Annotated in this window: 20 protein-coding genes; 13 read left to right on the top strand and 7 right to left on the bottom strand. The window is 41.9% G+C overall.

Going from position 1 to position 25374, the window contains the following annotated elements:
- The first annotated feature begins 17 nt into the window (after positions 1-17).
- The 8 genes from ACJAT7_RS03525 (at position 18) to ACJAT7_RS03490 (ending at position 8575) form a co-directional block, all read left to right on the top strand.
- Entirely contained in the window at positions 18-1022 is a 1005-nt protein-coding gene (locus ACJAT7_RS03525; protein WP_415225417.1) for an ABC transporter substrate-binding protein, read from the top strand.
- Complete coding sequence (locus ACJAT7_RS03520; protein WP_415225416.1) at positions 1012-2049, top strand: FecCD family ABC transporter permease; 1038 nt, start codon at positions 1012-1014, stop codon at positions 2047-2049. The genes ACJAT7_RS03525 and ACJAT7_RS03520 overlap by 11 nt, the downstream gene beginning before the upstream one ends.
- 13 nt (positions 2050-2062) lie before the next feature.
- Positions 2063-2899 carry an ABC transporter ATP-binding protein gene (locus ACJAT7_RS03515; RefSeq protein ID WP_415225415.1) on the top strand — a complete coding sequence of 279 codons (837 nt, stop codon included), beginning with the start codon at positions 2063-2065 and terminating at the stop codon, positions 2897-2899.
- Between the two features lie 111 nt (positions 2900-3010).
- Entirely contained in the window at positions 3011-3925 is a 915-nt protein-coding gene (locus tag ACJAT7_RS03510; protein WP_415225414.1) for a MotA/TolQ/ExbB proton channel family protein, read from the top strand.
- Positions 3922-4332 (top strand): ExbD/TolR family protein, encoded by a 411-nt coding sequence (locus ACJAT7_RS03505; protein WP_415225413.1) that lies wholly within the window; start codon positions 3922-3924, stop codon positions 4330-4332. The genes ACJAT7_RS03510 and ACJAT7_RS03505 overlap by 4 nt, the downstream gene beginning before the upstream one ends.
- An 8-nt stretch (positions 4333-4340) precedes the next feature.
- Positions 4341-5282: an energy transducer TonB gene (locus tag ACJAT7_RS03500; RefSeq protein ID WP_415225412.1), complete on the top strand. Its 942-nt coding sequence runs from the start codon at positions 4341-4343 to the stop codon at positions 5280-5282.
- Positions 5283-5384: 102 nt separating this feature from the next.
- Positions 5385-6641, top strand: coding sequence for an HD-GYP domain-containing protein (locus ACJAT7_RS03495; protein ID WP_415225411.1), 1257 nt, complete (start codon positions 5385-5387; stop codon positions 6639-6641).
- Between the two features lie 155 nt (positions 6642-6796).
- Complete coding sequence (locus ACJAT7_RS03490) at positions 6797-8575, top strand: EAL domain-containing protein (protein ID WP_415225410.1); 1779 nt, start codon at positions 6797-6799, stop codon at positions 8573-8575.
- A 146-nt stretch (positions 8576-8721) separates the two neighbouring features.
- On the opposite strand, the gene parE is transcribed toward ACJAT7_RS03490, so the two are convergent.
- The 4 genes from parE to nudF all read right to left on the bottom strand — a co-directional run bounded on the left by parE (position 8722) and on the right by nudF (position 13165).
- Positions 8722-10611, bottom strand: a complete 1890-nt coding sequence (parE, locus tag ACJAT7_RS03485) for a DNA topoisomerase IV subunit B (protein ID WP_415225409.1) — start codon at positions 10609-10611, stop codon at positions 8722-8724.
- 176 nt (positions 10612-10787) lie between these two features.
- Positions 10788-11357: a YqiA/YcfP family alpha/beta fold hydrolase gene (locus tag ACJAT7_RS03480; RefSeq protein WP_415225408.1), complete on the bottom strand. Its 570-nt coding sequence runs from the start codon at positions 11355-11357 to the stop codon at positions 10788-10790.
- 159 nt (positions 11358-11516) lie between these two features.
- Positions 11517-12344 (bottom strand): 3',5'-cyclic-AMP phosphodiesterase, encoded by an 828-nt coding sequence (gene cpdA, locus ACJAT7_RS03475; protein ID WP_415225407.1) that lies wholly within the window; start codon positions 12342-12344, stop codon positions 11517-11519.
- Between the two features lie 185 nt (positions 12345-12529).
- A complete protein-coding gene (gene nudF / locus ACJAT7_RS03470) occupies positions 12530-13165 on the bottom strand; it encodes an ADP-ribose diphosphatase (protein WP_415225406.1) in 636 nt (211 codons plus the stop codon).
- A gap of 116 nt (positions 13166-13281) precedes the next feature.
- Here nudF and tolC point away from each other — a divergent pair, with 116 nt between their 5' ends.
- A complete protein-coding gene (tolC, locus tag ACJAT7_RS03465; protein ID WP_415225405.1) occupies positions 13282-14592 on the top strand; it encodes an outer membrane channel protein TolC in 1311 nt (436 codons plus the stop codon).
- 92 nt (positions 14593-14684) lie between these two features.
- On the opposite strand, the gene rep is transcribed toward tolC, so the two are convergent.
- Positions 14685-16694, bottom strand: a complete 2010-nt coding sequence (gene rep, locus ACJAT7_RS03460) for a DNA helicase Rep (protein WP_415225404.1) — start codon at positions 16692-16694, stop codon at positions 14685-14687.
- A gap of 198 nt (positions 16695-16892) precedes the next feature.
- On the opposite strand from rep, the gene ACJAT7_RS03455 reads away from it, so the two are divergent.
- The 4 genes from ACJAT7_RS03455 (at position 16893) to ACJAT7_RS03440 (ending at position 22122) form a co-directional block, all read left to right on the top strand.
- Positions 16893-17468, top strand: coding sequence for a TetR/AcrR family transcriptional regulator (locus tag ACJAT7_RS03455; RefSeq protein ID WP_415225403.1), 576 nt, complete (start codon positions 16893-16895; stop codon positions 17466-17468).
- A gap of 21 nt (positions 17469-17489) precedes the next feature.
- A complete protein-coding gene (locus ACJAT7_RS03450) occupies positions 17490-18611 on the top strand; it encodes an efflux RND transporter periplasmic adaptor subunit (protein WP_415225402.1) in 1122 nt (373 codons plus the stop codon).
- Between the two features lie 8 nt (positions 18612-18619).
- The gene (locus tag ACJAT7_RS03445) at positions 18620-21697 is read left to right on the top strand and encodes a multidrug efflux RND transporter permease subunit (protein WP_415225401.1); all 3078 of its coding nucleotides are present in this window, start codon (positions 18620-18622) and stop codon (positions 21695-21697) included.
- Positions 21698-21855: 158 nt separating this feature from the next.
- On the top strand, positions 21856-22122 hold the full coding sequence (locus tag ACJAT7_RS03440; RefSeq protein WP_415225400.1) for a hypothetical protein: 267 nt from the start codon (positions 21856-21858) through the stop codon (positions 22120-22122).
- Between the two features lie 67 nt (positions 22123-22189).
- Here the strand turns inward: ACJAT7_RS03440 and ACJAT7_RS03435 are convergent, their stop codons facing one another.
- Together ACJAT7_RS03435 and ACJAT7_RS03430 are read right to left on the bottom strand one after the other, a co-directional pair.
- The gene (locus ACJAT7_RS03435; RefSeq protein ID WP_415225399.1) at positions 22190-23593 is read right to left on the bottom strand and encodes an undecaprenyl-phosphate glucose phosphotransferase; all 1404 of its coding nucleotides are present in this window, start codon (positions 23591-23593) and stop codon (positions 22190-22192) included.
- 172 nt (positions 23594-23765) lie between these two features.
- Positions 23766-25250 carry a hypothetical protein gene (locus tag ACJAT7_RS03430; RefSeq protein ID WP_415225398.1) on the bottom strand — a complete coding sequence of 495 codons (1485 nt, stop codon included), beginning with the start codon at positions 25248-25250 and terminating at the stop codon, positions 23766-23768.
- Positions 25251-25374: the final 124 nt, after the last annotated feature.

The following is a 25374-nucleotide window of genomic DNA, read 5'->3' as shown; positions in this document are numbered from 1 at the left end:
ACTGCTTCGGAGGGTAAATGAATAATCTGAAACTGCTTTTATTTACTCTTTGTTTAATACTGATAGCACTGCTTATCCAGCTGCAAAAAGGGCCGTTATTTGCTCTTTTTGAAGGAATGGGTAACAGCAGCACGCAAATCAGGGGGGAGGGTTTCCCTAAAACGCTTATTGACAGCACAGGCATTCAATTTGTGCTAAAGGCGCCCCCCACTCGCATTATCTCTGCCACCTTGGCGAGTGACCATATCCTGTCAGATTTGATAAATCCGCAGCGTTTGAGCGCAGTCAGCAGTTATGTTGATTATCCGAGCCTCTCTAATATCGTCGGTTTTTATGATAACAGCATCAGCCGCACGCAGGGTGAAATTGAATCTATGCTCGCGCTGCAGCCGGATCTCGTATTTGTTGCCTCCTACAGTAATCCGGAAACAGTGCGTTATCTGCTGCGCAGCGGTATTGCCATTGTCCGGCTCAGTGAATTCAACTCATTTGCAGATATTTTTAATAACATCCGAATTGTCGCAAACGTCACAGATACAAAGGCACAAGGCGAAGTGATTATTCACAATTTAAAAGAGCGCATCGCATTTATACAGGCACAAGTTAAAGATAAAGCAAAACCGCGGGTACTCTATTACGATCTTAATGGCTATAGCGTTGGCGGTCATTCTTTAATGGATGAAGCGATTCAACTCTCCGGCGGAATTAATGTCACCAGCGGCGTGCTCGCTGATGGTGAGAATAAAATAAGTGAAGAGCTGGCCATCTCACTGCAGCCGGATGTGATTGTTACCAACCAGTGGGTATTTAACCAAGATAACCAAGCGGGCTCGCCAACTACCATTTTAGAAAATAAAAAAGCTTGGGAAACCGTTCCCGCCATCAAAAACGACCGTCTTTACGCCGTACCGGGGACTTGGCTGCGAAGCGTCTCGCAGCACCGAATTAAAGGGGTAGAGGCGATCGCTAAACTATTACATCCAGATATCGGCATTTACCAAGAGAGACCTCATGTTCAGTAAATCAGGAACAGTGCAATTAGTAATAATGCTGTTAACAGCGCTGTGTATCGGCTTAACTATTTTAGGGGTATTACAAGGCCCGGCGGATATCCCCTTTATAAATATTGGGGTTATACTGAAAAACGCCTTATTTAACGCCAGCGAATCAAGCGTGCCGAACTGGCAAACCAGCATAATTTGCGATGTGCGCTTGCCTCGGGTGATTATCGCTCTGTTTGCCGGTGCGAGTTTGGCATTATGCGGTTTAGTGATGCAGGGGATGTTCCGAAATCCACTGGCATCACCTTCAGTATTAGGGGTTTCATCGGGTGCATCATTAGGCGCTGTGATAGCTATATATCTTGGCGCCTCCCTAGTCTCTGCTTGGGCAATTCCCCTGTTTGCTTTTATTGGCGCCAGCATCTCCTTGACCATTGTTTATCGGGTCGCCTCTAATCGGGGACAAACCAGCGTCGCGACATTACTGCTCTCCGGTGTCGCAATGAGCGCTCTTAATGTGGCAGCTACCTCATTATTGCTCGCATTATCGCTAAATAATTGGGATGTGGCGCGAATGATAATTTATTGGACTATGGGCGGACTTGATGGGCGCACTTGGGATCATGTTTTAATTATTTTACCGATTGTGGTCAGCGGATTTGTTTTATTACTTTTTTACAGCAAGCAGCTGGATCTATTATTACTGGGTGAGCAGCACGCCCTGTCGGTCGGTGTCGATGTCCGGCGAGTCCGCCGTAATCTCTTAATTATCAGCACCGCAATGGTCGGGGCATCGGTTTCCGTTGTCGGGGGAATTGGGTTTATCGGCCTGGTGGTGCCGCACATTATGCGTCTGTTATTAGGCCCTGCTCACCGCCTTCTGTTACCTGCCTGCTTATTGGCCGGGGCAATTACACTGCTCGGCGCGGATCTGTTTATAAGTAGTTTCTTTAGCAAGCAGGCAATCCCACTGGGGGTGGTCACTGCGGCATTAGGGGCCCCTTTCTTTCTGTTTCTTTTAATCAAACAGCGTTTTGTTCTGAGTTAGTGGAGTGCGCCATATGTCACCTTTAAGCTGTTCCAATCTGGTTTTTTCCTACGATAAAAAACCGTTATTAGAAAATATCAGTTTAGACTTTCAAGCCGGGCAGTTTGTCGGGTTGATCGGGGCCAATGGGGCGGGTAAAAGCACTCTGCTGCAGCTCCTGTTAGGTTTGATTAAGCAAAAGTCAGGGGCGGTGTCTGTTAATGGCCGCGATATTTATGCGCAAAAACGGCGAGATATTGCCAAACAGCTGGCCTTTGTTCCGCAATCAATTGAGCTGCCTTACGCTTTTAGCGCACAAGCCTTAGTGGCGATGGGCAGAAATCCCTATCTGGGGCCATTTGAGTTAGAAACAGCCGAAGACCAAATAATTATCCAACAAGCTATGTTGAAAACGGATATCGCCCATCTTAAAACCCGTTTAGTGACAACCCTATCCGGCGGCGAAAAACAGCGCGTTATTATCGCCCGCGCGCTTGCCCAGCAAGCCGCCACTATTTTACTGGACGAGCCGATTGCCAGCTTAGATATCTGCCACCAGATAGAAACGCTGCAATTAATTAGCTCACTGACCCAATCGGGAAAACTTGCCATCACTGCGCTGCATGATCTCAATCTCGCCGCCCGCTATTGCGATCGGCTTATTTTGCTGGGTCAAAAACCGGGCAGCAGCGCAAAAACAGTTATTGCAGATGGAGCACCTGAGCAGGTGCTGACAAAAGATAACCTGGCAAACTGTTTTTCTATTGAAGCAGATATTATCACAACCAATGGCGTCATTAGCTTGGCTAATATCAGACCACTAAAATATACTATCAGACAAAGCAATTGCGCGGCACACAGCACGTATTAATCAATCTGCTTTGCTCAGCAAGTTACTTAGCGTTAAACTGCCTATTCAGGGCAGGTAACCGAGTAGTTTAAATATTAATATCACTGCATAGATAATAGGAAGAACACAAAAATGGCACCGGACAGCGCACTAAATACGCTTGCAAACATCTTGAGTTTCGAGCAGATCCAACAGACGATGCCGCAATGGTTTCAGCAAGGCGGCATTGTCATGTGGTTATTGCTACTTGCCTCTTTTTTAACCACCACAGTGACATTAGAGCGTTTTTTTGGCTGGACAAAGTACTACTTAACACGCGAGCGTACTGTATTGCATGACTGTTTTAGCGCATTAAATAGACATCAAAAAAGAGATGCATTGCTGCATTGCCAAAAACTCGACACCCCCGCGTTGAATATGCTTGCGCGCGGCATAAATGCGCTGCCTTTTCCGCCCAATGAGATAATGGAGTCCTATGCGGAAAAACAGATAAGTTTAATGTCACGCGGACAATCATTGCTCGATACCGTTATCACTCTTGCGCCTATGCTTGGCATTTTAGGCACCGTGCTGGGGATTATCGATTCATTCAATATTTTGAGTTTACAGGGCGTTGAAAATCCAACCGCCGTTGTCGGGGGCATTGCACAGGCACTTATTTCAACTGCAATGGGGCTTTGTGTCGCACTATTAGCGCTATTACCTTACAACCTGTTCCGCTCTTTTATTCAAAAATTAACCTTACACCTTGAGAGCAGCGGCAGTGAATTTTATCATGTCTGCCATCAAAAGAGTCTGATCACCAATAAGATCAGTGAAATAATGAAAACGCAAGAAGCCAGTCACACCACTAAGAACAAAATAGATAGTGTCTCCAGAGACTATGAATTGAAAGAAGGGTCAGATAAAGTAAAGGGTAAGCTTAATGCTGAGATTCAAGCTATTCATAAAACCACACAAAAATCGGTCATTGAGATGTACGCGAATGCAATTGATAATCGGGACGAATTAAAACAGAGTGAGCCTGCTACCGAGAAAGTGCAATGAAATTAAGTAAATCACGTTTTCAACAACCCGCGCGGATTGAACTACTGCCGCTGATTGATGTAATTTTTTTACTGCTTATTTTTTTTATTTTCGTGATGCTAAAGATGACTATGCAAAGCAGCATTAAGGTTGATCTACCGCAATTAGTTGAGAGTACGCAACAAACAAAAAAGATGCTGACAATTAGCATAGATGCTGACAACCAAGTTTTTGTTAATGAGCAGAGCAGTAGATTGCAAGATGTTGTAACGCAGGTAAGCACTCTGCAACAAAAAAACAGGCTGCCTATATTGATTAGAGGTGATCAGCAATCTGACTTAGGTGTGGCTTTAACCATTTTAGATAAACTGCGGTCAGCAGGGTTTAAACAGCTTGCCTTTGCAACGAAAAAAGATAAAAAGAGATAACTACCTTTATGAAACAGATTGGTCACTACTTCCCATTTTTTGTGCTAACTATCCTACTTTACGGATGGTTTTTTTATTATCACAATCAATCAACCATGCTCACTCCCCTGCCATTACATTCCGGTGAGCAAGCGGTGCAGCTGCAACTTCTTGAGATGGAAGAGATAACAGAAGAACGAGCAGAAGAGTCTGAACTGCAGAATAAAGAGTTTGTAGCAGAAGAGAAAAGTGAGCCTGAAGTTAAAGCAGAAAGTGAACTCACAACAAAGCAGACAGATAACAGCGAAACAATTCCAACAGTAGAAAATAAAGAAGTTATCACTGCACCTGCAAACTTGTTAGTAGAGGATATCGACTCGCAAAATCTCTCTGAAATAAAAATAGCCAATCAGGCACTGCAGGAAACGATTCAGAAAACTGCCGCCAGCAGTGATGCTATGCTAAAAGCGGAATTATTTGAGGCCGATTTTCACTTGGATCTGCCTGCGCCACCCGCTGCTCAAAGAACCGCGCAAAATAAACAGGCTGAAACGCCAGCAGTGAACAGCAAAAAAGTTAAGACGATGCTTTCCTCAGCACCATCGAGTGAGAGTGAAATATTACAAGCGCCACAAAAACCTAAGCATATTTTCAAAAAACAGCCCGCAGTCAGCCCCTCTAGTGAGAGCGACCAAGGTGTGCTGCAGGAAGCGATAGTGGTATCCGGCAATAAACCTGTCTACCCCAAACGGGCAATCTTACGTAATCAGCAAGGCCGAGTCATCGTAAAACTAACGGTCACCACCAGAGGGAAATCGAAAGATCCAGAGATTATAACCTCAAGCGGCCACACCGTTTTAGACGATGCGGTACTCGATTTTATTAAGGGCGAACTGTTTATGCCCGCACATCAAGGTGAAGAGAAAATTACCACACAACAAATTTTTTCATTCCGTTTTGAACTTAAATAACAGGCTGAGCACTATAATAACCTATTATTTAACGGACTATTTCTCGTCATCTATTGGCATCGGGCCACAGAGCAATTAAGCTAATTTTTATGGGTAGGAAGTATGAGTAAAATAAAACTGTCAATTGATCGCCTGACCCCAGGTTTGTATATTAAACTGCCCTGCTCATGGACCGCTCACCCGTTTCTTTTCGGTAGCTTCAAAATACAAGATAAGGAGCAAGTCAACGTACTGCAATCATTAGATTTTAAGCATGTATTATTTTACCCGGAAAAAAGCGACTGCTATCCTCTCCCCGTCAATACCGATAAAGCCCCAGAGAAAAGTGATGCCCAGAAAAAGATCTATTTAAAGGCGTTATGGGCAGAAAAAGAGCAACGAGTTGAAGAACAACAGCTCTATATTCACAATTTAAGAAAATGCGAAAATGATTTCAAACAGTCTCTGTCGGCAGTGCGCGCCATTAATTTGAAACTGGAAAATCAAGCGACATTCGCATTAGAAGATGCTAAAGAACTAATCACTGGCACCATCAGTAAATTAAATGCCAATGACAATGCTGTTTTACATTTAATGGAAGAGGGAAAAGAGGGCGATAAATACCCTTGCCATATTTTTCATGTGGCTATCTTAGCGCTGATGCTGGGTAAGGCATTGGCATTATCAGAGCAAGAACTAATCCATTTGGGGTTAGGCGCGCTGTTCCACGATCTCGGCAAAAATAAAATTCCCAATCAAATTATCTATAATAACCCCAACATCACCACGGCGGAAAAAAACTATCTGAAAATGCATGTCCGTTATGCGTTGGATAAAATTAGTTATATCCCCAATTTCCCCACTCCAGTAACCGAAATTATCAGCCAACACCATGAATATCTTGATGGCAGTGGCTACCCGAAAAAACTAAGCGGTACACAGATCAATCAATTAACCCAGATTATCACTATTGCCAATGAATATGACAACCTCTGCAATCCAATGGATAAACACCCGGCCCGTTCCCCCTACCATGCTTTATCGTATCTTTATAAAAACAAAAATAAGCAGCTCAACCAAGAGGTATTAGGTTTATTAGTTAAGGAGCTAGGGATTTACCCGCCAGGCTCTATTGTGCAGCTCTCTAATGGGAAAATAGCCTTAGTGATAAGTGTCAGTCGCGATAATATTCTGCAGCCGAATGTACTGATTTTTGACCCTTCAATACCTAAAAATAACGCCCCTATTATTTCAATAGGTAAATTAAAGTTAAAAATAGAGAAGGTTATTTTACCCACTCAATTACCTGAAAATATTAAAGAATATTTAAATCCGCGGGCGCGTATAAACTATTATTTTGAACACACTGAGCACGGCTAGGCTGACAATAAAAGACAGGTGGACTTCTATTGTATACCACCTCCACAATCTGTTTTCCGAGGAAAGGATGTTACTGATTTTTTGGTAATATTCATAAAAGTGTCACCAATAGTTCTTATTATTATTGTAATAATTCATAATAATAAGAAGAGCAGATGAAAAATTTAACCGAACTATCGCTTGATATAATTATTCAAAGCAAAAAATTAAGCGTATATTTTCAGCCTGTTATTGAAAATTATGGGCATACTATTTTTGGCTATGAAGCATTAATCCGTGGTCCAGTTAATAGCTCTTTACACTCCCCTGTCTCTCTCTTTGAAGCCGCCCGTCAACAAGGCCGGTTAGTGGAACTCGAGTTATTGTGCCGCGAATTATCAATACTTCAATTTAAATGGCTTAATCTTCCCGGTAAATTATTTCTCAACGCCAGCCCGGAAACACTCTTCCAGCCTAATTTTCGTTCAGGGCGCACCTTAAATTTACTCGCAAGAATAGGTCTTGATCCGAGCCGTGTTGTCATTGAATTAACCGAGCACAGTCCCTTAGAAAATTATGAGGTGGTTCGGGATGCCCTGAAACATTATAAAGAGATGGGATTTGAAATTGCCATGGATGATTTAGGCTCTGGTTATTCAGGGCTGCGTATGTGGTATGAGCTACGTCCTGATTACGTGAAAATTGACCGCCATTTTATGTGTGATATTGACACTGATAAAGTAAAGCAGCAGTTTGTAAATTCAATAAAAAACATTGCGCAAGAGTTAAACTGCAAAATTATTGCCGAGGGTGTTGAAACAGAAAATGAGTACCGCTTTATAGAAAAGATGGGGCTGCAATTTTGTCAAGGTTACTATATAAGCCGCCCGGCATTATTACCGTTAAGGCGCATACCTGACAGCCTATTTAGCGACAATGTTATCACCATAGAATCCACAAAGAGTGTAAATAGCGCAACTATGGTTAATCAATTATTGCAGAATGTTGATGCGATTAGCCCCTCGACCACAGTTGAATATTGCGCCGATATATTTAATCAGTATCCTCATTTAGAAAGCATACCCGTGGTTGAAGAGAAAAAAGCGATCGGTTTACTGCGCCGCAACAGCCTGACTAATTTGCTCTTTACGCAATACGGCCGCGAGCTATCAGGTAAAAAAAGTATTGCCTCATTGGTTGACAGTCAGGTGCTTGTCTTAGAAAGTAGCTTATCTATCGAGCAAGCCAGTATCTTAATTAGCGGTCAAATTGACAGGCAGAAAGCACTTGAGTTTATTATTAGCAGTAAAGGCGAATACCAAGGCGTTGGCTCAGTTATTGATCTTCTTAGAGAGGTCACTCATCTGCAGATAAATAACGCGCGTTATGCCAATCCGTTAACCTTACTGCCCGGCAATGTGCCTATCAGTAAGGAGCTAGATAAACGTCTGCAATTGAGCCGTCCATTTGTTATCTGTTATATCGATTTAGATAATTTCAAACCATACAATGATCACTATGGTTATGAAAAAGGTGATCAAATTATTCTCGGCCTTACTAATATATTACGCCAGGGTCTTACTCACAGTGATGATTTTATCGGCCACATAGGTGGAGACGATTTTATTATGATTTTATCGACGGATAATTGGCATGCACAGTGCAGTAAAATACTTGATTGTTTTTCTGAATGGGTTCGCCACCAATATAGCCCGGAGCATCAGGTGATGGGCGGGATAACGGGCGAAGATCGGGCAGGTAACTTACAATCTTATCCTTTGCTGAGTGTGTCAATCGGTTGTGTCCGTTTGCCGCCGAAAATTTGTACCAGTCATCACGATGTGGCCGTATTAGCAACCTATGCAAAATCGATGGCTAAAAAGATCAGAGGCAACTCATTATTTGTCTATGATAGCCCGCAAACAGCGAACCCTTTGCAAGAAAAAGTCAGTTAAATTTTAGATAAACTTATTGAGCATAGGGTGTGACATAAGCTGCTATATCGACTCGCCTGCTGTTTAGATATCTGACAGAAGACTATTTTCTTTGCCTCTTCACAGAGGGATTACAGCCCCTCTGACCGATAGGCAGCAAAACAATATTAATCAATAGAGGCTAAGTCGCCGCGATCTTCGAGCCACTCTTTACGATCACCGGCACGTTTTTTAGCCAGCAGCATATCCATCACCTCCATCATTTTATCCGCATCTTCGATGGTTAACTGCACTAAACGCCTAGTATTAGGATCCATAGTCGTTTCGCGCAATTGCAATGGATTCATTTCACCCAATCCTTTAAAGCGCTGCACATTGACTTTGCCGCGTTTTTTCTCCGCTTCGATGCGATCTAAAACCCCATCTTTTTCTGCTTCATCCAGTGCATAAAAAACCTCTTTACCAACATCGATTCGGTATAAAGGCGGCATCGCCACGAACAGATGGCCGGCGTTCACCACAGAGCGAAAATGCTGCACGAACAGAGCGCAAATAAGGGTCGCGATATGCAATCCATCCGAATCGGCATCAGCAAGGATACAAATTTTTCCATAACGTAAACCCGACAGATCCGAGGAGGCGGGATCAATTCCTATGGCTATCGATATATTATGGATCTCTTCAGAATTTAAAATAATATCCGAGTCATCTTCCCAGGTGTTTTTGATTTTCCCGCGCAGCGGCATAATAGCTTGGAACTCTCGATCGCGCGCTTGCTTAGCCGAGCCACCCGCAGAGTCACCTTCCACCAAAAACAGCTCACCGCGCAGCGGTTCTTGCGTTGAACAGTCGGTTAATTTTCCTGGCAAGGCAGGGCCTTGAGTGATCTTTTTACGGGCGACTTTTTTACTTTTTCGGGTACGTGTGGTGGCATTATTAATACAAAAATCAGCCAATAATTCCGCTTCATTTACATTGGCATTAAGCCATAGACTAAACGCATCTTTTACAACGCCGGAGACAAACGCGGCGCACTGCCTTGATGAGAGACGCTCTTTGATCTGTCCTGCAAATTGCGGCTCTTTAATTTTAACTGACAGAACATAAGCACATTTATCCCAGATATCTTCTGGCGTTAATTTTAACCCCCGTGGCAGCAGGTTGCGGATATCACAAAACTCACGCATTGCATCTAACAACCCCTGTCTGAAACCGTTAACATGCGTCCCTCCCTGTATGGTTGGGATAAGATTAACGTAACTCTCAGCAATTGAATTACCGCCTTCGGGCAACCAAACCACAGCCCAATCCGCTATTTCTCTATTGGCCGAGAATCTCCCCACAAAGGGGGTTGAAGGTAACAGTTCATTTTCAGAAACAGCTTCGAGCAGATAATCATTTAAACCGTCTTGATAGCACCACTGATAATCATTTTTATTAACTTTATCTTTAAATTTGATGGTTAAACCTGGGCACAGAACCGCTTTGGCTTTTAATATATGTAACAGACGTGAAACTGAAAAACGGGCACTATCAAAATAATGAGGATCAGGATGAAAATGTACACTTGTACCGGTATTGCGCTTGCCGCAACTGCCGGTAACCTGTAGCTCTTCGACCTTATAGCCATTTTCAAAGGCAATTTCATAAATTTGCGCATCACGACGTATGGTTACATTGACCCGTTTTGATAAGGCATTGACCACAGAAATACCAACGCCATGCAAGCCGCCTGATATTTCATAATTTTTACCTGAGAATTTACCGCCGGCATGCAGTTTACAAAAAATCAGCTCAACCCCTGAAATCCCCTCTTCAGGATGAATATCAACAGGCATACCTCGACCATCATCCGTTACTTCAAGTGACTGATCTTCATATAAAACAACTTGAATTGCAGTGGCGTGACCTGCTAATGCTTCATCGATACTATTATCAATAACCTCTTGAGCCAGGTGATTTGGGCGGGCAGTTTCTGTGTACATCCCAGGGCGGTGACGAACGGGATCAAGACCGTTTAAAACTTCAATGGAATCTGAATTATACTGTTCGCTCATGCTTACGCCTATTTTGAAAAATAAAATGATTGTATCGAATCTCACGCCGCGCGTAAGGAAATAAATATTTACCTATAATGATAACAATTTGCAGGGAAGCTTCCTACTTAAAATACCATAGCGTATTGCTGTTTTCCGTGACTTTCACAACGAGCCGATCTAAAGCAGTTGCGACTTTAGAATAAAAATTTAATGATCTGCGGAAGATAACGCTCAAAACCTATAAAACCATGATCTCCCCCCTGTTCACAGCTTATTTTACACTGTTTATATTTTTCCAGTGCCTCGCGATAATCGAGAACCTGATCCTCTTCCTGCAATAAAACCCAGCATTGTTCAGATGTCCCTTTAAACGGGACTTGTAATGCTTTTAATTGAGTTAGGTATGTTGCATCAATCAGATAGTTTTCTGACGTATGGGGGTGCTTTTGTGGCCCGGCATGTGATAATAAATGATAGGGAAAAACCGCAGGATTGATCAATAGCACTTTAACCTGATATTTCTGCGCGGCTTTAGTTGCCAAATAACCGCCTAATGAGCTCCCCATCAGCGCAATTTGATCATCTTTATATTGTTCAAAAACCGATTCAATGACGCGCCACATATCAGCAGGCAAGCAGGGAAGCTGTGGACAAATAAAGATTATTTCCGGGTGATAGGTCGCCAAATAAGACGACATTTGCACCACTTTTAATGATGCCGGTGAACTATGAAAACCGTGCAGGGCTAATAAAATTTTGGCCATGAAAGCAATTCCGATAATGAGGACTTTGGGGCGCAGGAAAATTTATCTATATCTAAGCGATCTGAAGATCCATATTCAGATCGCTTAGATATAGATAACTGATTATTGTTAATATCTGTTCACAATTTTAATCCGCATAACTAATTACATGGATTAAAATCAGTAACCTTTCGCATTCGCATCAACGGTAAATGCCCCCTGCTCTATTCGCTCCACATGGGTAGTGATATCCCCCTCTTTATTAAGAGATAAATACCGATAGCCAGGTGCCTGTGAATCAAGCGCAAAATCAATAGAATTGGGTTTGAACTGTACACAGGTTGACGGCGTTGTCATAAAGCAGACCCCATTTTTCAGGGTATCGCCAGCCTGATGGACATGGCCGGATAAAACAGCACGTACATTATCAAAAGCCCCTATTATATCTAGAAACTGCTGGCCATTTTTTAAGATATGCTGATCCAGCCATTTCGATCCCACAGGTAAAACATGGTGGTGGATGCAGATTAGGGTATGTTTATCTGGATACTCATTAAGCGCATCCTCTAAAAAACAGAATTGCTGATCGCTTAAGGCGCCATAGACAACACCTTCCACTTGCGAGTCGAGCATAATAATTTGCCAATAATCACTAATAATTTGTCTCGTTTGCGCAAGACCTTGTTGCAACAGGCTAGGTAACATCACCGCTTGTATATCGTGATTTCCAGGCAACCAGTAACAGGGCATATTTAAGGTTTTTATATGCGTTGTAAAATCAATATAGGATTGTTCTGAATGGTCTTGGGAAAGATCACCCGTTGATAAAACAGCCAGACACTCAGAGGAGTATTTTGATGCATGCTCAATAACAGCTTCATAGCTCTGCACCGTTTTTATACCAAGCAGATCTTTTTCTCTATCGGAAAAAAGATGGGTATCGGTGATCTGCAAAAGCGGCAAATCACCTTGTGCATTCACTTTTAATTGTGCGACTTGTTTCTTCATAACGCTCATATATTGGTTTAGACATCTTGTTAGCAGGTTATAAGTGATTATAAATCAAGCAATCAATTTGTAATTTACATAAGCACACAATTTTATCATTTGCTAACCCTTGATTAGCACTTAAAAAGCAAAAGTGTCGGCAATGCCTCATTTACATTGATATTTCGGCGAATAAAAAAGCAAAATTACAAATTTAGTCCCTTTTCTCTATTCAGTTCAAGCCATTGCAGTGCAATAATAGTGGCTGCGTTATTAATTTTCCCTTCAATAACCCACTGATAAGCAGTTTCTCTGGACAAAACATGAACGCGAATATCTTCACCTTCATCTACTAAACCATGAATGCCGCTGGCAAGACTACTGTCAACTTCTGCGATAAACAGATCTATCTGCTCTGTTGTTCCACCTGGGCTGACCAAGTAGTTCATAATAAATTGGCACGAGTTAATGGTTAAACCCGCCTCCTCGAGTGCCTCGCGTTTCACCACCTCTTCGGGGATCTCTCCTTCTTCAATGATCCCCGCCACCAACTCAAATAACCAGGGAGACTGTGTGCTTTGGATCGCCCCAAAACGAAATTGCTCAAGCAAAACCACTCGATCATTTTTGACATCATAAGGTAATACTGCGGCGGCATGGCCTCGTTCAAAAAACTCGCGCTGAATCTCTGCACTCCAACCACCAGCAAATAACTTATGTTGTAATGTATACTTATTACACTTAAAAAAACCTTGGTATAAAGGCTCTTTTTTTAGAATCCGCACATCATTTTTTGTATAACTTATCTGCTCTGCTGAACTTAAAACTGAATGTTCGTTCATTCTCTGCTATTCTCCCAAAATAAATATAAAATTCTAATATTTTATAATACACTTAAGCAATTGTATGCTCGTATATTTTTTAAACTATTTGATATTACTCTACAGGATTATTGGTCATGACGATAAAAAAGATTTCTCTTGCCACACTGATTGGTTTGTCTGCTTTTAGCTATGCAGTTAACGCAGATACCCTACAGCAGGTTTATGAAACGGCTAAGTTTAAAGATCCTCTGATTTTAAAAAGCAAAGCACAATATGACGTATATTTAGAAAAAACCACTGAGGCCAATGCCGCTTTATTACCTCAAATTGGGTTCGGGCTAAATACGGCTTATACTGATTCAAGCACCAATACAGCAACAAACTTTAACTACGGTGCGAACCTCTCTTTAAGTCAATCTCTTTATAACGGCTCTTACTGGCAACAGCTAGATCTTGCTGAAAAACAAGCGACTCAATATGCAACGGTTTACGGTTATGCCGCACAAGATCTGCTCTTTAGAACGGCAACAGCTTATTTCAATGTGCTCCGTGCAGATGAATCGGTAAAATCCGTGCAGGCGAACAAACGTGCAGTTGAGCGTCAGTTAGAGCAAACTAAACAGCGTTTTGAAGTGGGTCTGATTGCCATTACAGATGTCCATGAAGCACAGGCTGAGTACGATCGTACTAATGCCGATGAAATTATAGCGCAAAATAATCTGGTTAATTCCTATTACACCTTGCGTGAATTAACCGGGGAAGAGATCTACAATATCGCTTATCTAAATACCGATACCTTTGCAGCGCAAAAGTTACAGGGAGATGTGAAAGCCTGGTGTAATAAATCACTTGAAAACAACCTTAATCTGCATGGCAAGCGTATCGCCAAAGAGCTCGCTAAAATGCAAATTGAGTTAGCTCAAACAGGCCACCAGCCAACTTTAGATTTTACAGCCAGCTTAGGGTATAACAATACCGACTACGATGCAGCGGCTTCAACCGATATAGATATGAGTAATGCAACGGTTGGCCTTAACTTAAATGTGCCTATCTACACGGGGGGTAAAATCACCTCACTAGTTAAACAAGCACAATATAATTACATCATCGCCAGTGAAGATTTAGTGCAAGCATTCCGTAACACTGAATCAAAAGTCAGCAGTGGTTATAATAATGTGCGCGCATCAATCAGCTCAATTCAGGCTTACGAGCAGACCGTAACCTCCTCCACGAGCGCACTTGAAGCGACGAAAGCGGGTTTTGAAGTCGGGACACGTACCATTGTCGATGTATTAGATGCGACGCGTAACGTATACGCGTCAGAAAATCAGCTCGCCAATGCCCGTTATGACTACATTATCAATATGCTGCAGCTGAAATTTTCAGCAGGTACATTAGCAGAGCAGGACATCATAGATATTTCTGCAGGTTTAATTGAAAAATAAAAAAAGCCTAGCCTAAAAATAAAAACAACCAAAAAAAAGGAAAGCAAAATGCTTTCCTTTTTTTTCACAACAATAATTACACAGAGAAAAAGTTAATCAAATAACGCGCGTAAACTTGCAATACCTTTATCTGCCAGCTCTTTTTTCTGCTGATCCGTTTTTTTTCTTGGCCCGCTTTCCCAATCAAGATCATCTTGCGGTAATTCAAATAAAAAGCGACTGGGTGTCGGTTTAATCAACTCTCCATATTGATTGCGCTCTTTAGCCAGCGTAAAGGTTAACTCTTTCTGCGCGCGGGTAATACCCACATAAGCAAGACGGCGCTCCTCTTCAACATTATCTTCATCAATACTCACCTGATGCGGCAGAATCCCCTCTTCCATCCCTATCATATAAACAAATGGAAATTCCAGCCCTTTTGATGCGTGCAGCGTCATCAACTGCACTTGATCTAGCTCTTCCTCTTCTTCATTACGGGAAAGCATATCGCGCAGCGTTAAACGCGCCACCACCTGTTCAAGTGTCATCTCCTCATCAAGATCGTCCCCTTTAAGCATCTCAGTGACCCATTTAAATAGCATAGAGACGTTTTTCATGCGCATTTCAGCCGCTTTCGGGCTGGGGCTGCTCTCATACAGCCAGTCTTCGTAGCCTATATCACGAATAAGATCGCGTACCACATCAACAGGCTCTTCTCGCTTAAGGCGATTATTTAATTCAACCAACCAACGGGTAAAGGCTTGCAGTGACTGCAATCCTTTACCTGACAGGCTTTGCTCTAAGCCCATCTCAAAACTGCAGCTAAACAAACCACTATCACGAAGATTGGCGTAAGTGCCGAGTTTTTCCAAGCTGTTAGGACCGATACCTCGGCGTGGAGTATTGACCACGCGCAGAAAAGCATTGTCATCATCATGATTAACTAATAATTTAAGGTAAGCCATTATATCTTTGACTTCACTGCGTGCAAAAAAGGAGGTGCCACCACTAATGCGGTAGGGAATGCGATTTTCCATCAGCACTTTTTCAAGCAAACGGCTCTGATGGTTGCCCCGATAAAGTACCGCATAATCACTAAAAGCAGCACCGTTCATAAATTTATGGCCGGATAACTCCATCACTATACGCTGTGCTTCATGCTGCTCATTTTTAGCAAACAGCACTTTTATCGACTCGCCATAGGCAAGCTCGCTAAACAGACGCTTATCAAATTCATGAGGATTATTGGCAATCAATACATTAGCCGCTTTTAATACGCGCTGACTGGAGCGATAATTTTGCTCAAGTTTAACCACTTTTAGTTGCGGGAAGTCCTTTTGTAATAACAACAAATTTTCAGGCCGGGCGCCGCGCCATGAATAGATAGATTGGTCATCATCCCCCACTACAGTGAAGCGAGCACGCTCACCCACCAAGGCTTTAATTAATTCATACTGACTGGTATTGGTATCCTGATATTCATCGACCAGCAGATAACGGATCTTCTTTTGCCAGCGTAAACGCACCTCTTCTTTTAATGTCAGTAATAAGGTGGGCAGCACAATAAGATCATCAAAATCCAGCGCGTTATAGGCTTTTAGTTGGCGCTGATAAAGATCGTAACAATGAGCGAACAGCACGTCTCTTTCACCCTTGGCCTGTTTGATAGCTTGCGGCGGTAAAACTAACGCGTTTTTCCAATTAGAGATTTGCGTCACTAATGCTTTAAGCAGATCCGGATCTTCCTGTAGCTGTTTTTCAGTCAGCTCTTTTAACAGCGCCAGGGTATCTTGATCATCAAACAGGGTAAAACCGGCTTTCATGCCCAACGTTTTATATTCCCGTTTAATAATATTCAAGCCCAATGAGTGGAAGGTTGAGACCATCAAACCACGCGACTCTTTACGCCCAAGCGTTTTGCTAACACGTTCTTTCATTTCCCGTGCGGCTTTGTTAGTAAAGGTTACCGCTGCAATATTCTTGGCCTGGTAATCACAATGTTGTATCAGGTACGCAATTTTATTGGTAATAACACGTGTTTTACCACTGCCCGCACCCGCTAGAACAAGACAGGGGCCTGAGATCGTTTTTACTGCGGCGTCTTGTCCGGGGTTAAGTTTCATGGTCTTTCCTAAATAGATTTACATAATTTCAAGAAGGATATATTACGTCAGTTTGCCCATAATACCAACGTCCGTATAAGCTCCCAACAGCAACGTGTATATCAGGCGAACAGATAAAAGATGCGATTAAATTGCATTTAATCATTGCATAATCAGATGAATACACGATAATGAACGTTCATTCACTATTGGTGCATTATGGATAACAAACGAAAAAAAATATTAGCCGCCGCCGAAGTTTTACTCGCAGAACGTGGTTTCTACGGATTGTCGATGAAAGCTCTTGCTGACTCGGCGGGCGTTGCGGCGGGCACTATCTATCGTTATTTTGAAAACAAAGAGGATCTGATTGACCAGCTACATCAGCATGTTACAGAGGAGATCGCCGCGGTTACTTTTGCAGGATTGCATGAAGGGCTCAGTGAAAAAGAGAAATATATTCTCTGCTGGCGTAATACTTACCAGTCTGTATTAACAAATCCGAACCGTTTGATTGCCGTCTCTATGCTTTTTCTAAGACCTTGCGTACAAGGAGAAGAGATGCTCTCTTGTAGCAATCATCACTTTGCTCCACTGTTTAATATTTATGAGAAAGGCATTCGTGAGCATATATTTTATGACTTTCCTGTACTGGCCTTGCTTTCATTAAGCTTTGAATCGTCCCTTAATCTGGCAAAAAAAGTGATGAATCAAAGTATCGACAAGCCTGACGAACAACTTATTACACAAATAATAGACGCCTCTTGGCAGGCAATTTTAAAACCCACAACTTAAATTATTTTTAAAGGTACTGAAATGAAAAAATGGATCGCTTCGGCAATATTACTGGCAATACTGGTATTCGGTAGTGTGATTGGTTTTAATATGTTTAAAGCTTCAAAAATTAAAGAATTTCTGGCTAACCGCCCTATTCCTGAATTTCCCGTCACCAGCGAAACTATCAAGCTGCAAGAGTGGACACCTCACCTTCGTGCAATTGGTTTTATCGAACCCATTCAAGGCGTTAATATCGCCAATGAAGTAGCGGGTAAAGTAGCGCGCATCAATTTTGAATCGGGACAAAAACTCAAAGCGGGTGACCCACTTATTTACCTTGATTCAGAAGTAGAAGTCGCCAACTTGAAAGCCGCCCAAGGTCGTATGCCAGCAGTTGAACGCAACTACAAACGTATGAGTGCATTATTAGGGAAGGGATCGGTTTCACAAGGTCAGGTCGATGATGCAGAAGCGGAATTCTTAGCCTTACAGGGCCAGATAGAAAGTTATCAGGCCACTATTAGTCAGCGCGTTATCCGCGCACCCTTTGATGGCATTACCGGTTTAAGAAACGTTTTCTTAGGTAGTTATTTAACCGCAGGGTCAAATATCGTGCGTTTAGAAGATGTCAGTAAAATGCGTCTTCGTTTCACTGTTCCACAAAACGATCTCAATAAAATTCATATCGGTCAAGCACTCAATATTTTTGTGGATGCCGAGTCTGATACCCCTTTCACAGGGACGATTTCAGCGATTGAACCAGCAGTTAATTATCAAAGTGGCCTGATTCAAGTGCAGGCGGATATTCCCAACAAAGCACAAAAGCTACGTTCAGGTATGTTTGCCAAGGCCAATATCATTTTACCGACACTGATAACCCAGATTATCATTCCAGAAACCGCCATTAACTATACCCTTTATGGGGAAACCGTTTATCTGCTAAGTGAACAAAAAAATAAAACGGGTGATAAATTTTTACAAGCCGACCAACGCATAGTTACCTTGGGTAAAAGCAAAGATGGTTCAATACATGTATTAGAAGGTTTAAGTGAGAGTGATCTGATTGTAACAAGCGGCCAAGTACGTTTAAGTAATGGTGCCCATGTGAAAGTCATTGAATCCGATATTTTAAATAAACCAGCTGAAATTCCAACGCTATAAGGGATATGATGAAATTTACTGATATATTTATACGCCGTCCTGTACTGGCGATATCGCTGAGCTTATTGATCGTTTTGTTAGGTCTGCAAGCATTAACTAAAATGCAGGTACGCGAGTACCCGACTATGACCAATACTGTTGTCACTGTATCCACCAGTTATTACGGAGCCAATGCGGATCTTATTCAGGGATTTATTACGCAACCGATTGAACAGGCGATTGCGCAAGCAGACAATATCGACTTTATCACCTCACAAAGCCACATGGGCAGCTCCAGTATTAAAGTGTATATGAAGCTTAATACCGATCCAAATGGTGCCGTTGCCGATATTCTTGCCAAGGTAAACAGTGTGCGCTCACAATTACCCAGTGAAGCGGAAGATGCGACCATTAGTATGAGTACAGGTTCAAGCACTTCGGTTATTTATATCGCTTTTTCCAGTGAACAGCTCAATGCCAGCCAGATCACCGATTACCTCGAGCGTGTTGTTAAACCTCAGTTTTTCAGCATCAACGGTGTAGCTAAGGTTAACCTTTACGGTGGTACCAAGTTTGCGATGCGTATCTGGCTTGATCCTGAACGCATGGCCGGATTTAATCTGACCACGAAAGAGGTTGTTCAAATTCTGCAGGCAAATAATATTCAGTCGGCAAGCGGCCAGGTAAACAGTTACTACACCCTGTTTAACGGTAATACCGAGACACAGGTAACAACGGCTGCTGAATTAGAAAACCTGATTATTGCAACACGCGAAGATGGTAAGGTTGTCCGTCTGCAGAATATTGCCCGTGTCTCATTGGAAAAAAGCCATGATGTTACCCGCACAATGGCGAACGGTAATGAAGCAGTGGTGGTCGCCATTGATTCAGCACCCACAGCCAACCCGCTCGATATCACAGCGGGTGTGCGTAAAATGCTGCCCGGATTAGATAAAAACAATCCAAGTTCCATCAAAATGAATGTGCTCTATGACTCCACTCTGGCCATTGAAGAGTCGATTTCAGAGGTAATTAAAACGATTGTTGAAGCCGGTCTGATTGTATTGCTGGTAATGATCCTGTTTTTGGGATCGTGGCGTGCGGTTCTTATTCCTATTATTACCATTCCCCTATCATTAATCGGTGTACTTGCCGTTATGCAGCTGTTTGGTTTCACCCTTAACCTGATGACCTTACTGGCAATGGTGCTGGCTATCGGTCTGGTTGTCGATGATGCGATCGTTGTGGTGGAAAATATTGACCGCCATCTCAAAGCAGGAGAAGATCCTTTCCGCGCAGCTATTATTGGTACACGTGAAATTGCAATGCCGGTCATTTCAATGACCATCACGCTTGCAGCTGTATACGCTCCTATCGCATTAATGGGCGGTATCACAGGCTCACTGTTCACAGAGTTTGCACTAACGCTTGCCGGCTCAGTATTTGTGTCCGGTATTGTTGCATTGACCCTTTCGCCCATGATGTGTAGCAAATTACTTACAAGCAACCATCAAGCAAACCGTTTCGAACGCGCTGTAGAATCAACTCTATCAGGATTAACTGACCGTTATTCACGCCTGCTTGATAAGGTAATGACGCGGCGTCCTGCGGTTATCCTTTTTGCTTTATTAGTGCTTATCTCTTTACCTTTTCTTTTTAACTCTATTCCTGCTGAACTGGCACCGAAAGAAGATAAAGGCGTATTGATGATGATGTCTAAAGCGCCTGCCAATGCCAACCTTGATTATATTCAAAACAGTATCGGCGCGATAACCGACGAGGTAGCCAAACAACCAGAAGTGCATAGTACCCTGGCAATCTCAGGCATTCCCAATGCTAACCAGGCATTTGGTATCGCCATTATGAAACCTTGGAGTCAACGCGATAAAAATCCCAAACAGCTTGCGACCGCATTAACGCCTATGTTTAACAGTGTCGCATCAGTGGCAACCACAGCCTTTCAGATGCCCGAATTGCCTGGCTCATCAGGAGGTCTGCCAGTACAATTTGTGATCACCACTGGCAACTCCTTTGAGAGCTTAGTCAGTATCGCCAGTGATATATTAGCTGCAACACAAGCAAACGCTAACTTTGTTTATTCTGAGCTGGATTTGGCCTTTGATTCTGCAACCATGAATATCAAAATTGACAGAGATAAAGCCGGTGCTTACGGCGTAACAATGCAAGATATTGGTATTACATTAGGCACCTTGTTAAGTGACGGTTACTTAAACCGCATCGACCTTTATGGCCGCAGTTACGAAGTGATTGCACAGGTGGAACGAAAATATCGTTTATCGCCAGATAAATTGGGTAATTTTTATGTGCGCGCTAAAAATGGCGATATGCTACCGCTTAGTAGCCTGATCACCATTGATGTGACAGCTGAGCCGCGCTCTTTACCTCACTTTAACCAGCTCAATAGCGCAACAATTGGCGCTGTATTAGCCCCGGGCGTTGCTATGGGTGATGCTATTGATTTCTTTGAAGATCTAGCAACAACAAAATTGCCACAAGGTTACCGCCATGACTACCTTGGAGAGGCGCGCCAGTTTGTATCTGAAGGGGGGGCGTTATACATGACCTTTATCTTCGCTATTTTGATTATCTTCTTAGTACTGGCTAGCCAGTTTGAAAGTATCCGAGATCCGTTAGTTATCTTAATGACAGTACCGCTTGCTATCAGTGGCGCGTTAGTTGCTATGGCTTGGGGTGCTGCGACCATGAATATCTACACCCAAGTGGGGCTAATAACCTTAGTAGGGTTAATCACTAAGCACGGTATTTTGATTGCGGAAGTTGCAAAAGAGGAGCAGTTACATCATGGTCTAAACCGCATCGATGCAGTTAAAAAAGCGGCAACGGTTCGTTTGCGTCCTATTTTAATGACCACAGCCGCCATGGTTGCTGGCCTGATTCCGCTGCTCTTTGCAAGCGGTGCTGGTGCTGTAAGCCGTTTTGGTATCGGGATCGTGATTGTGGCCGGTTTGTCGATTGGTACCTTGTTTACCCTATTTATTCTACCTGTAATTTATTCTTTTATAGCAAGCTCTCACAAAACAAGTGAAGTGTTTGATGAAACAATAAAGCACAAGGTACATGAATAATTGAGCAAGCAGATTAACGATTAATAGAAGGCCTTAACGTTTTGCGTTAAGGCCTTTTTTTATCCCTTGAAAAACGCAAAGTATTAAGAAAAAAGATCTCATCTTTTTCACGAAAATAACCACACCTATTTTTTATTAGTTAACCCGTACTGCGCGCAATGCTGCCAGGAAAAACAAAAGAGCAATCGTCGATTGTTGTTACAGAAGAAACAAAACACAACATGGTTAATGTTCAAGAAGGCTATAGTGAGATGTTTGCAAGCGATAGTAAAATAGAAAAAGGAGCAGTCTTGATTGAGCCTAATAAGCTTAATCAAACCGTCGAGCAGTTATTGTTAAATAATAAGAAGTTAATATTTCGGCTTACTTTTAGGTACGAGATTAAATCACTTAGTGGCACAATCGAGATGAATTTTATATTGTAATCACGCTCAACTGCTTAAAAAAATGGTACTCACAGCATCTACCTGCATAAATTAACAAAGATGATTGTTAATATGCATTTTCCCCACCAAAGCCTTTAAAAATGGTTAAAAATAGTATTTTCAAATCCAACCCAAGCGACCACTTTTGTATGTAATGCAAATCAAATTCAACACGTTTCTCCATCTTTTCAAGAGTGTCCGTTTCCCCTCGCCATCCATTTACTTGTGCCCACCCGGTGATTCCCGGTTTCACTTTATGCCTCAGCATATAAAACTGCACTTTACCGCGATATTCTTCATTATGTGAAACCGCATGTGGTCTAGGCCCAACAAGAGACATCTCTCCACGCAATACATTAAAAAACTGCGGAAATTCATCTAAAGATGAGCGGCGCAAAAAAGCCCCCAAAGGCGTAATTCGCGTATCATTTTTGGTGGCTTGTACGACTTGTTCATTATTTTCCATTACATACATGGATCTAAATTTCCAAACAAGTATCTCTTCCCCCCTTAACCCATAACGGAGCTGTTTAAACAAAACTGGCCCTGGAGAGGTAGCCTTGACAGCCAAGGCTATCAATAACAATGGGATGGCAATAACACAAAGAATAATAAGGCTTCCTACAATATCTTCTGTACGCTTAATCCAGCTTTTAGCTCCCAAGAAAGGCGATTCATAAACGCTCAACGTATCAACATCCCCCACATGTTCAACACGAGAACGAATCAAATTAGACATAAAAAAGTTAGGCAAATAGTGCACATCAACGGTTGTATCACCTAATAATAATAATATATCTGCAATACGTTTTTCTGCTTGTAAAGGAAGCGCAATAAACAAAATATCTACACGTCCATCTCGCGCTTGCGTAATGGCATCTTCAACCAGCCCAACCACATCTTGGTTTAAATCCTGATGTACTCGATCTAAAGAACGATCATCATAAACACCGACTAACTCATAACCTAACCCATCGTTATTTTTTATTTCTTTAAATAAATTAGCAGCAGAATCTGTCGCGCCAACAATCGCCACCTTCTTAACAAAGTAGCCCGATTTACGGAATGATTTTATACATTGACGTTGCAATACCCGCCAAAACAAACTAAATAAAATACTAAACATAAACCATAAAACGATAGTGACACGCGAAAAACCTTCTGACTCTTTCAGTAAAAAAGCGAGCGTAACCGCCACTAAAAAAGCGGTACAGATGCACAGCCCTACTCTTATAAACATCTCTGAAAAACGATCTATTCGCCTTGAGCGATATAGTTCAAATGATTCAGACAGATACAAAAAACACACGGAAATAATTAACTCGGCAATAAGATATTCTTGACCTAAAGAAACGCCATATAAATAAGCCGCTAAAGGAAGACTTAGAAATAAAATTGATAAGTCAATTAATCGATAGAGAAATGAGTATGAGTTTGACTTAGATGTGAAAATTTTCTGTAATGGCGCCACATTAATTCCTTTTAACTCCAAAACCAATTAGTTATACAACTGTCCCCAGAATTTAAACAACTATAAATATACCAGATTGAATAGAAAAAAACGATTAATAACAACACAGTGTGATCACAACATCTGATTTGTCATTATTTAATCGTCATTTAATGAAAGTAGATTTTGACTTCTATTGCATGGTTAACCCGGCAAACATTATTTGACTATAGCTTCCAATATTGTCAACAGGTTTTATATCAATATGCGCATCCCCTAAAAATTCAAAATCAACGCGAATATAAAACCACGTACGCCCACGACTTAATTCGATTGGATGAGTCTCGCCATTAATCAGCAGTTGAAGCTGTGCTTGACCATCTATCCACGCCCCTGCTTTTAAAAACAATGAAGTAGAAACTATTTGCTCACTACTGTTTTTTAAATCAATAGAGATAACATTATCCTCATTCCAACCCATTCCGGTATAACCCGTCGCGACCACTGAACCATTATCAATAAATGAATAGGTTTTATCTCGGTACTTAGCCGTTCCTTGGTAATCAATCGCAATCACCTCTCCATTACTCAAATGTTCATTACCGGAAATAAAATCGGAGGTCATATATTTAACATTGCTCACATCAATATTCGCGCGATCAGAGAGGCTGATATTGCTTAGTGAGGCAAAGCTGGGGATGCTCTTTTTATTCAGAACAACACCTGCAACACCTAAAGCACTGTAGCCACCAAAATCACCAACAGGGTTGATTTTTACATTCACTAATTGATCAAAGGCGATATCAATTTTCAGATAATGCCAAGTATAGCCTTTAGGTATGGAGATAAGCTCACTCGTATCGCCAGCCGTTATTAAAAACGCGGTAGGTTCAGAACTCCAGACTCCAACCGACATATATAATGACGCAACCTGAGAATCGCCATTACCGTTAAGTGAAAAACTCATACTATTTGATTCATTATAACGCATTGAAACATAGCCACTATCAATGTCACTGCCTTGCTCTTGAAATGTAAATAGAGCAGAATCTTGATAAGACAAGTTCCCATCTTGAATCGTATATTCAATATTTTCTACGTCATCTTTGCTAAAATCACCGTTATAAGTTGTATCACTCTTAAAACTATACAGCTCTCGTCCCGCTAGCTCGATAACATCAGGTTTTGCAATAAACTGGCCGCTAATCGTTGCACTGCCCATCATCGGTGGCAAGGTGATGTTCGATGCGTTATCTGTCTCATTTGATGTGTCAGAAGCATTTGATGTATCAATACAATATTCTTGGGAATAGGCAGTACCGGCCTGATTAAAGGCACCAATTCTGTAGCAGTAAGTAGTTTCTGCAACAAGATTAGAATCTGTATAAGATATTACATTTGGATTTAATCGGGCCACCACTACAAAATCACCATTTTCTTTTCGCTCAACAACAAAACCATCCTCATCATCAGCATCATCTTGCCAAGTTATATCCGCCTCAATACCACTACCAGCGGTGGTGTTGATCTGGTTAACCACGTATATTTGATATTCTTGCCATAATTTATAGCTAACAAAAACACCCAAAAAAAGAGCGGAAACTATCAATATCTTTCTTGATGAAGAGAGGTTTCCCCATGAATGACTTGCAATAGTTCGCTGTGTTTTATTGAACATAGCCGATTTCCCCTTTTTTATTTAATAACGTCGTTAACAAAAAAAATAAGAACGGACTAATATTATAGCGATAAAATAGCTTAGTCGCACTCCAGAACAGCAAAAAACCTCTCATCCTCTTGAC

The sequence above is a fragment of the Psychromonas sp. genome, from assembly GCF_047632995.1.
In the GTDB taxonomy this organism is placed as follows: domain Bacteria; phylum Pseudomonadota; class Gammaproteobacteria; order Enterobacterales; family Psychromonadaceae; genus Psychromonas.
Note: the sequence above shows the minus strand (reverse complement) of the source record. Positions and strands in the feature narration are given on the sequence as shown.